Below are 9,310 nucleotides of genomic sequence, written 5' to 3' on the forward strand. Positions count from 1 at the left end.
GCCGCGGTCCAGGCCCGGCCCCAGGGCGGCCGGGGGACGCTGGTCGCGGCCGGCCGGGCCGCGGCCGATCAGGCCGGGGACCCGGGTGGTGCGCAGCCAGGCCAGGACCAGCCGGGCCCAGCGCTCCTCCGGCGGCAGCTCGCGCCAGGAGTCGGCGGCCGGGGTGGGGGCGTACCGCTCGCCGGCCTCGCCGTCGGAGGCCACCAGCCCGGCGGCGTAGGCGAGTTCGGCCCAGAACGCGGCCTCGGTGCCGGACACCTCCAGGGCGGCCGCGAGCCGGCGCAGGTCGCGCACGCCCAGACCGCCGGCCCGCAGCACCGCCGGGCTGTCCTCCTCCCAGCGGCTCAGCAGCTCCTCCACCACGGTCAGCGCGGTGTGCGCCTGCCCGGCCGCGGCCCGGTCCACCTCCGGCGGCGGATACCCGGCGCGCACCGTGACCTCGGGCGGCAGCGGGCTGGGCTCGCGGTGCGCCCGGCCGCCGCGCAGCGACAGCGCGGCCTCGCGGGGCAGCACCACGGTCCTCACGCCGGAGCGCCCGCCCGCCGTGCCCGCCGTGCCCGCCGTGCCGGCGGTGCCCGCGGCGCCGGCCGCGACCGGGCCGGAGCCGTTCACCGGGATGAGCAGCCCGCGCTCCAGCAGCCAGCGCAGATGCGGCGCCGGATCGGGCGACAGCTCGCCGTACGGCGGCCCCCAGACCAGCCGCTCCAGGGCCGCCCGGGCCCGCTCCGGAGCGGTGGCCAGGAGTTTCTCCAGCCGCTGCGGGTCGGCGAACAGCTCCACCAGCGCCTGCAGCGCGCTCACCGGATCGTGGGTGGACGGCAGTCCGGTGGCGGCCAGCAGCTCCTGCATGCGGCTGGGCGGGAATCCGGCGGTGGCCTCGGCCAGGGAAGGGCCCAGGCCGGTGGAGCCGGGCCGGCTGGGCGAGGGCGCCAGCAGCTCCTGGGCGGTGCGCACCAGCCGCAGGGCGCTGTCCGGCCCCCAGACCAGTGCCCGGTCGCGCAGCGCCTCCAGGGCGGCGGGCAGCCGCGGCCCGCAGCCCGGCAGCAGCCGGGCCAGCGCCTCGGCGGAGCAGGGCTGTGCGGCCACCGCCAGCGCCTCGGCGGTCTGCAGGGCGAAGGTGTCCAGCCGCTCCAGGGCGCGCAGTACGGAGGGGCGGGTGCCGGCCCGGGTGGCGAGCTGGGAGAGGTCCCCGGGCAGCGGGGAGAGCAGGTCCGGCCGGAGCCGTAGCAGCCCGGCCAGCGCGCCGTCGGACCGGGCGCGCAGCTCGTCGGCGAGGGTGCGCGGCACGCCACCGCGGTGTTCCGTGCTCATCCGCTCAACGGTAGCGGCCCCCGCTGTCACCCGTCTCCCCTGCGCATCCCGCCTTCCCGGCCCGGGACGGCGGCCGGCCGCCTCGCCCGGCGTGCGGTGCGGGGAGGCGGCCTCGGGGAACGAGCGGACCGGCGGGTCAGCCGGCGGACGGCGTGGAGTTGATGAGGTCGATCTGGTGCAGGACGCGCTCCTTCAGGGTGGGGCCCATCGGGGCGTAGCCCAGTTCCAGGGCGAGCGAGTCGGCCTGGTCGGAGGTGATCGCCCAGCGCCAGAAGTCCCTCAGCAGGGTGCCGGTCTCGGTGTCGTAGCCGCAGGTGTAGGCGAAGATCCAGTTGCTTCCGGTGATCGGGTAGCCCTCGCCGCCGANGGTGATCGGGTAGCCCTCGCCGCCGATGTCGTCGATGGTGAACTGGAAGCTGCCCGGGATCTCGGCCTCCTCCGAGGCCGCGGTGGTCGCCTTCAGGGTCGGTTCGACGGCGTTGCCGTCGGCGTTGATCACGTGCGCGGTGGCCAGGCCGTGGCGCACCGCGTACGACTGGTTGATGTAGCCCAGCGCGCCGGTCCGCTCGATCACCTGGGCGGTGACCTCCTCGTTTCCGTCCGCGCCGAGCGTCTCCTCGTGCCAGTCGACGTCCTTGCCCTCCCCGTACGAGGACGCCCAGGACGGCACCTCGTGGGAGAGGTAGTGGGTGAACACGTAGGTGGTGCCCGAGCTGTCGGAACGGTGCACCGGGAGGATCTCGGTGGCCGGGAGTGTGCGCCCCGGGTTGAGGTCCTGGATCTGCGGGTCGTTGAAGTGGGTGATCTGCCGATCGTAGATCTTGGCGATCAGATCGGCGGTCAGCACCAGCCCGTCGAGGTTCTGGTCGTTGAACGCGATGACCACCGAGCCGAAGATCACCGGGAACTGCACCGCGGGGCACTTCCGGTTGAGTTCGGCATCGGCCATCTGGTCACGGGAGAGGAACTCCTCGGACGAGCCGAAGTCGGTCTCGTCCGCCATGAACCGCTTGACGCCCTCCCCCGAGCCGACGCTCTGATACGTGATCGTGGCGAACGGCTGCCGGGCGTTGTATTCGTTGATCCATTCCTGGAACAACGGCCGCGGGAAGGTGGCGCCGGCGCCGTCGATGATGCCGGTGCGCAGTTCCTGCGTGGGCTGGTCGGAGGGACTCGCACTGCTGACCATGCCGCATCCGGCGGCCAGCGCACCCGCAACCGCCATGACGGCTGCGAGCGCCGGGTTTCGCCACGTGCCCATGTCATGTGCTCCTTGTGTATGCCCAACCGGTCCACGAAGGAACCTAGGAGTCGCGAGGGAAACCCGGACGGACACAAGGTGAACGACAGAAGACGTGCCGTGAAGAAATCAGCGGCATAGATGTGACGGTAAATCACTGCACTCGATGAGGAATGTACAGAATCGGCCACGCGGACGGAACAGGGCCCCCGGTCCGGCCGGGGGCCCTGCTGCTTCTGCGTTTCCTCGCGTTCCTGCGTTGTTTCCTGCGGATTTCCCGGTACGGCCGGCGGCTCCTCCGGCCGGCTGCCATCAGCCGAAACGCCCGGAAACGTAGTCCTCGGTGCGCTTGTCCGCCGGGCTGCTGAAGATCCTGTCGGTGTCGTTGTACTCCACGAGTTCACCGTGGCGTTCACCGGTCTCACTGCTGCCCCGCACGCTGAAGAACGCCGTCATGTCGGAGACCCGCGCCGCCTGCTGCATGTTGTGCGTGACGATGACGATGGTGTACTCGTTCTTGAGCTGCTGGATCAGATCCTCGACCTTCAGCGTGGCGATCGGGTCCAGGGCCGAGCAGGGCTCGTCCATCAGCACCACCTCGGGCCGTACGGCGATGGCCCGCGCGATGCACAGCCGCTGCTGCTGGCCGCCGGACAGTGCCAGGCCGTTGGATCTCAGCTTGTCCTTGACCTCGTCCCACAGCGCCGCGTCCCGCAGCGCCTTTTCCACGATGTCGTCCATGTCGCCCTTGATGCCCAGGGTGCGGGGGCCGAAGGCGACATTGTCGTAGATGGACTTGGGAAAGGGATTGGGCTTCTGGAAGACCATTCCGATCAGTTTCCGCACCTGCACCGGGTCGACCCGGGGGCCGTACAGATCGGTGCCGTGGTACAGCACTTCGCCGTCGATCCGCGCGGTCGGAATGAGGTCGTTCATCCGGTTCAGGCACCGCAGCAGGGTGGATTTCCCGCAGCCGGACGGCCCGATCAGCGCGGTGATGTTGCGGTGGAAGATGTCCATGGAGACATCGGCCACCGCCCGGTTGGTGCCATAGCTCACGGACACCTTGTTGAGCTCGAAGACCTTGTCGCGGTGCTCGACATGCCCGTGCGAGGGCAGCCGGCTCGGGCCGAGCCGCACCGACTTGGGCGCGGCGTCCCGCGGCTGCTGCTCCGGAACCGTGTCCACCGGCCCCGACTGGTCCTTCTGCTGTGCGCCGTTCTCGGCGTCTTCGCCGGTCATGCCCGTCCCTACCACTTCTTCTCGTACCGGTTGCGCAGCCAGATCGCGAACCCGTTGATCAGCATCAGCACCACCAGCATCACCAGCACACCGGCGATGGCCATGACCTGGAACTCCGGCTTGGCGCGGGTGGCGTAGTTGTAGATCTGCACCGGCAGGACCGAGTAGTCGCCGTCGAACAGACCGGGCTCGTAGCGGGCGAAGGTGACCGCGCCGACCAGCAGCAGCGGGGCCGCCTCGCCGATGGCCCGGGCCACCGCCAGGATCACGCCGGTGAGGATGCCGGGCGCGGCGGCCGGCAGCACGTTCCGCCAGACGGTCTGCCACAGAGTGGCGCCCAGGGCCAGGGAGCCGGCCCGCACCGATCCGGGCACCGCCCGGATCGCCTCCCGGGCCGCCAGGATGACGGTGGGCAGCACCAGCAGCGAGAGCGTCAGCGCGCCGGCCGCCGCGGTGAAGCCCAGGCTCAGCGTGCCGCGCACGATGAACGCCAGGCCGAGGATGCCGAACACGATCGACGGCACGCCGGCCAGATTCTGGATGTTCAGCTCGATGAGCCGGTTGTACCAGCGGGACTTGTCGGCGTACTCCTCCAGGTAGATGGCCGCGCCGACGCCCAGCGGCACGATCAGCACGATCACCCCGCCGATGACGTACAGGGTGCCCAGGATGGAGTACCAGTAGCCCGCAGTCTCCGGCCGGATCGCGGACGGGCCCTCGGTGAAGAGGTTGGCGTCCAGCCGGGGTGCGCCCTCGATGGCCGCCCAGATGATGACCGACACCATGAACAGCAGTGCGGTGCCGAGCCCCAGCAGCAGCAGCGCGAAGAACACCGCGTTGCTGATCCGGTGCTTGGCGGTGGCGGGGCTGAACAGCGCCTCGCTGGCGGCCCGGGCGCCGGCCGTGGCCAGCCGGGTGCGTTCCGAGGTCCGGGTTTTCTCCTGAAGGGACATCACTCGTACACCTCGCGGAAGCGGCGGACCAGTCGGATGGCGAACATGTTCATCACCAGCGTCATGAGGAAGAGCAGGGAGCCCACCGCGAAGATCGTGTAGTACGCGGTGGTGCCGGTGGAGATGTCGCCGGTGGAGGTCCGGCCGATGTAGGCGGTCATGGTCTGTGCCGGACCGAAGATGTCGAAGGACAGGTCGGGCCTGCCCGCGCCGCCGATGAGCAGCACCACCATGGTCTCGCCCACCGCCCGGGAGGCGGCCAGCACGAAGGCGGCGACGATGCCGGAGATGGCCGCCGGGAACACCACCCGCAGCGAGACCCGCATCTTGTTGGCGCCCAGCGCGAAGGCGCCCTCGCGCAGCCCGGCGGGCACCGAGCGCATGGCGTCCTCGGACACCGAGGAGACCAGCGGGATGATCAGCAGACCGACCGCGACACCGGCCACGCCGATGGAGAACTCGCCCTGCCAGGACGCCCAGGGCAGCAGATCCTGCATCATCGGCAGCAGGAAGTAGAGGCCGAACAGGCCGATGGCCACGGTCGGCAGGCCCTCCAGGATCTCCAGCGCCGGCTTGATGACCTTGCGCAGCCCGCGCGGTGCGTATTCGGAGAGGTAGATGGCACAGGCCAGGCCGATCGGGATGGCCACGATCATGGCGATGACCACCACGGTGAGCGTGCCGACCACGATCGGGAGCACACCGAAGGACGGTTTGGCGAGTCCCGGCGCCCATTTCGTGCCGGTCAGGAACTCGACGACCGACACGTCCCGGAAGAAGGTGAACGACGGGGCGATCAGGGAGATGACGATGGCGGTGGTGACGGCGACGGAGAGGCCGGCGCACAAGGCGAGGAACACCTTGACAGCTTTCTCGCCGTAGCGTGGGCGCGCGACCCCCAATGGCCGGCGCGGAGGTTCCGCGCCGGCCTTGGGGGACACGCCGCCACTGGTCGTCGTGGTCATGGCTGCGTGTCCTACTCGTCGTGTTGCTCTTGTACGGGTGCCGCGGTTCGCGGTGTGGTGCGAGGTGGCGTGCCGGTCCGCCGCCGCGTCGTCCGCGGCGGCGGACCGGGGTGCCTCACTGGCCGCTGAGGGCCTCGATCTTGGCGTGGCCGGCGTCGATCTGCTCCTGGGTCATCGGCACGAAGACCGCGGTCTCGGCGATCTCGGTGGAGTTGTCCAGCCAGAACTTCAGGTACTCGACGACCTCCGGCTTGGCCAGGGCCTTGTCGCTGGCGTAGGCGAACAGCGGCCGGCCCAGCGGGGTGTAGGTGCCGCCCTGCACGTTCTCCAGGGTCGGCTCCACGCAGCCGGAGCCGCCGTCGATCTGGAGCGGCTTGATGGCGTCGCCGGCCTCCTGGACGTAGGAGTAGGGGATGAAGGCCATGGCGGCCGGGTCGCTCTCGACACCGCGGATGGCGGCGTTGTCGTCCTCACCGATGTCGGTGTAGTCGTCGCGGATGGCGCCGGACTCGCCGTTGATGGTGTCGGTGAAGAAGTCGAAGGTGCCGGAGTCGGTGCCCGGGCCGTACAGCACGATGTCCGTGTCGGCCAGGTCGCCCGCGTCGATGCCGGTCACGTCGCCCCACTTGGTGACCGGGGAGTCCGGCTTCCAGATCTCGTTGACCTGCTCGACCGTCAGGCACTCCAGCGGCGAGCCGGGGTTCACGACGACCGACAGGGCGTCATTGGCGACCTGGATGTTGTCGAAGGCGATGCCGTTGTCGGCGCAGAGCTGGGCCTCGTCGTCCTTGATCTCACGGGAGGCGTTGCTCATGTCGGTCTCGCCGTTGCAGAACTTCTCGAAGCCGCCACCGGTACCGGAGATGGCCACCGCGACGTTGACGTCCGGGTACTCCTCGTTGAAGAGCTCGGCCGCCACCTCGGCCAGCGGGCCGACGGTGCTGGAGCCGTCCGAGCGGATCTGACCGGAGAGGTCGCCGCCGCCCTCGCTCGGCGACTCGCTGCTGTTGTTGCTGCTGCCGCCGGTGTCGCCGTTGTCGTCGTCATCGCTGCCGCAGGCCGACGTGAGCAGGGCCAGGGCGGACACCGCGGCTATCGCGGCGGACTTGGCGCGCCAGTTGCGCATGTGCTTGCTCCTTGTGGAACGCCAGCCGTAGGCCGGCAGGTGACTGACTCCGTCGGAATCCGAACGTAGGAGCGCGCGGCGACCTGGCGGGGGCGGGAAGGTGAACAGAAAGGTATGTTCACCCGAACCCGCAGTTTCACAAAAAGTGCCCGAATCGTTAAGCTCGGCGGGCTTCCCGAAAACGGACGAAAACCCCTCCGGACCCGGTGGCATCGGCCTCCGGGTCCGTTGGGGTTTTCCCGTATTTCCTCAGTTCGCCGGAGGTACGAGCCGATATCCCACCCCTCTGACCGTCTGGATGATCTCCGGGTGGTGCGGGTCGTCCCCGAGTCTCTCCCGGAGGCGGCGAATGTGAACGGTGATGGTGTTGGAGCGGCGGGCCCCGTCGCCCCAGAGTTCGGCCCGGATGCGTTCCCGGGTGATGACCTTCTCGGCATTCTGCATGAGCAGGTGCAGGAGCTGGAATTCACGCAGCGGCAGCCGGGCGGTGGGCACCCCGTGCATCCGCACCTCGTAGGTGCTGGGGTCCAGGGTCAGCGGCCCGCACACCAGCGGCTGGTCCCAGCCCCGGCCTCCCCGGTCGGCCAGCGACAGCAACTGCGCCACCTCACGCGGCCGGTAGGGGCGCGCCACGCAGGCGCTCGCCCCGGCGGCCAGCGCCGGCGCCACCAGATGGGTGTCGTCCGGGCCCACGCCGAGCACCACCGGAATGGACATCCGCCGCCGGACCAGGCGCAGCACGGTCGCGCCGTCCAGCACCGGCAGCTCGGCGGAGACCAGCAGCACGTCCGGCTTGCGCAGGCCCGCCTCCAGCAGGGCTGCGGCACCGTCCGCGCAGTGCACCACCGAGACCTGGTACTTGGCCAGCTGCGCGGTCAGTCCCTGGCGGATGCGCTCGTCGGAGTCGGCCAGCAGCACCACCGGGTGGGTGCTCAGCGGGATGCCGAGCGGGCTCCGTGCGGCCGGTATGGCCGTCTCGCCGCCCGCGGCCCCGGCGTCGGTTCCGTCCGGCACCTCCAGGTCATCCGAAGCGGCCGGAAATGTAGTCCTCGGTGCGCCGGTCGGTGGGGCTGCTGAAGATCGTGTCGGTTGCGGCGTACTCAACCAGGCGCCCATGGCGCTCTCCCTCGCTGTCGAGTTCGGCAGTGAAGAACGCGGTGCGGTCGGAGACGCGGGCCGCCTGCTGCATGTTGTGCGTCACAATCACGATGGTGAACTCGTCCGCCAGGCCGACCATCAGGTCCTCGATCTTGGCGGTGGCAATCGGGTCGAGCGCCGAGCAGGGCTCGTCCATGAGCACGACGTCGGGCCTGACCGCGATGGCGCGGGCGATGCAGAGACGCTGCTGCTGCCCGCCGGACAGGGCGAAGCCGCTGTCCTTCAGCTTGTCCTTGACCTCGTCCCAGAGCGCGGCGTGGCGCAGCGCCTCCTCGATCCGGTCGTCCAGCTCCGACTTCGGACGCTTCCCCTGGATCCGCAGGCCGTAGGCCACGTTCTCGTAGATCGACTTGGGGAACGGATTCGGCTTCTGGAACACCATGCCGATCCGGCGGCGCACCTCGATCGGGTCCACCTGGGGGGCGTAGAGGTCCTCGTCGTAGTAGGTGATGGAGCCGCTCACCCGGGCACCGGGTACGAGGTCGTTCATCCGGTTCAGGCAGCGCAGCACGGTGGACTTGCCGCAGCCGGAGGGGCCGATCATCGCGGTGATCTCGCGCTCGTGAATCCGCATCGAGACATCGCGGACCGCGCGGGCGGAGCCGTAGGCCACATGGACGCCCTCCAGCCGGAAGACCACCGGGGCGTCGGGCTGCGGTACGCGGCGTCGCCGCGACAGCAGCGGCAACTCCTCCTCGGGGGAGCCGGAGACGGGCGCTCCGGTCTCCGGGTCCTTGGCGAGGGTGGCGTCTACGGTCATGGTGGCTCCCTGGGGCATGGTGACGGGAGTCCGGCAGGGACGTTCACCATGTAACGGGCCGTGGGTAGCGGGTTGCACGGGCTCGGGTGAACCCCGGATGAACAAAGGTGTTCCCCCAGGTGCCTTGCGGTGTGCGGCGATCCGTGCGGTGCCGGCAGCGGCGACGCGCGCCGGGAGCACGGCGGGGGCGGTGCGTGCGCGGATCGCGGCTCGGCCGTTCCGGACCCTGCTGCACGGCCCGCCCCGTTCACTACGATTCGGGGCGTGGGCATCGAAGGTGAGCGGCTCGTCCTGGACTACCTGAGCAAGGTCGGCGATCTGGCTCAGGCCACCAGCATGTCCGCGAACGAACGGCGGCACCTGGTCACCCGGCTCCGGGAGGAGATCGGGCGGAAGCGCTCGGCCGTGGCCGGCGAGGAGAAGAGCGAGGACGTCAAGCGGATTCTGCGCGGGATGGGCCGCCCCGAGGATGTCGTGGCCCGGGCCTTTGAGGGGGCCACGGCGGCCGGGGGGCCGCCCCGGCCGGAGCCGGGGGCGGCGGCGGAGCCGGAGCGG

Annotated in this window: 7 protein-coding genes and 2 pseudogenes; 1 reads left to right on the forward strand and 8 read right to left on the reverse strand. The window is 70.4% G+C overall.

The features are described 5' to 3' along the window. From GQS09_RS24075 to pstB (GQS09_RS24110), 8 genes and pseudogenes are all read right to left on the reverse strand, one after another. A pseudogene (locus GQS09_RS24075) lies at positions 1-1,311 on the reverse strand (DNA-binding protein); the annotation flags it as partial. A 136-nt stretch (positions 1,312-1,447) separates the two neighbouring features. Continuing rightward, on the reverse strand, positions 1,448-2,572 hold the full coding sequence (pstS, locus tag GQS09_RS24080; protein WP_165989664.1) for a phosphate ABC transporter substrate-binding protein PstS: 1,125 nt from the start codon (positions 2,570-2,572) through the stop codon (positions 1,448-1,450). A 291-nt stretch (positions 2,573-2,863) separates the two neighbouring features. Continuing rightward, positions 2,864-3,793, reverse strand: coding sequence for a phosphate ABC transporter ATP-binding protein PstB (gene pstB, locus GQS09_RS24085; protein WP_165989666.1), 930 nt, complete (start codon positions 3,791-3,793; stop codon positions 2,864-2,866). Positions 3,794-3,801: 8 nt separating this feature from the next. Continuing rightward, positions 3,802-4,746 (reverse strand): phosphate ABC transporter permease PstA, encoded by a 945-nt coding sequence (gene pstA / locus GQS09_RS24090; RefSeq protein ID WP_165989668.1) that lies wholly within the window; start codon positions 4,744-4,746, stop codon positions 3,802-3,804. Next, entirely contained in the window at positions 4,746-5,711 is a 966-nt protein-coding gene (gene pstC, locus GQS09_RS24095; protein ID WP_165989670.1) for a phosphate ABC transporter permease subunit PstC, read from the reverse strand. The genes pstA and pstC overlap by 1 nt, the downstream gene beginning before the upstream one ends. 115 nt (positions 5,712-5,826) lie before the next feature. Continuing rightward, entirely contained in the window at positions 5,827-6,837 is a 1,011-nt protein-coding gene (locus GQS09_RS24100) for a PstS family phosphate ABC transporter substrate-binding protein (protein WP_165989672.1), read from the reverse strand. Positions 6,838-7,086: 249 nt separating this feature from the next. Next, positions 7,087-7,851, reverse strand: coding sequence for a response regulator transcription factor (locus GQS09_RS24105; RefSeq protein ID WP_313896311.1), 765 nt, complete (start codon positions 7,849-7,851; stop codon positions 7,087-7,089). A gap of 7 nt (positions 7,852-7,858) precedes the next feature. After that, a complete protein-coding gene (gene pstB / locus GQS09_RS24110; protein WP_165989674.1) occupies positions 7,859-8,755 on the reverse strand; it encodes a phosphate ABC transporter ATP-binding protein PstB in 897 nt (298 codons plus the stop codon). Between the two features lie 264 nt (positions 8,756-9,019). On the opposite strand from pstB (GQS09_RS24110), the pseudogene GQS09_RS24115 reads away from it, so the two are divergent. After that, positions 9,020-9,310, forward strand: a pseudogene (locus GQS09_RS24115) (hypothetical protein); the annotation flags it as partial.

It is taken from the genome of Streptomyces sp. YIM 98790, assembly GCF_011421595.1.
Taxonomy (GTDB): Bacteria; Actinomycetota; Actinomycetes; order Streptomycetales; family Streptomycetaceae; genus Streptomyces.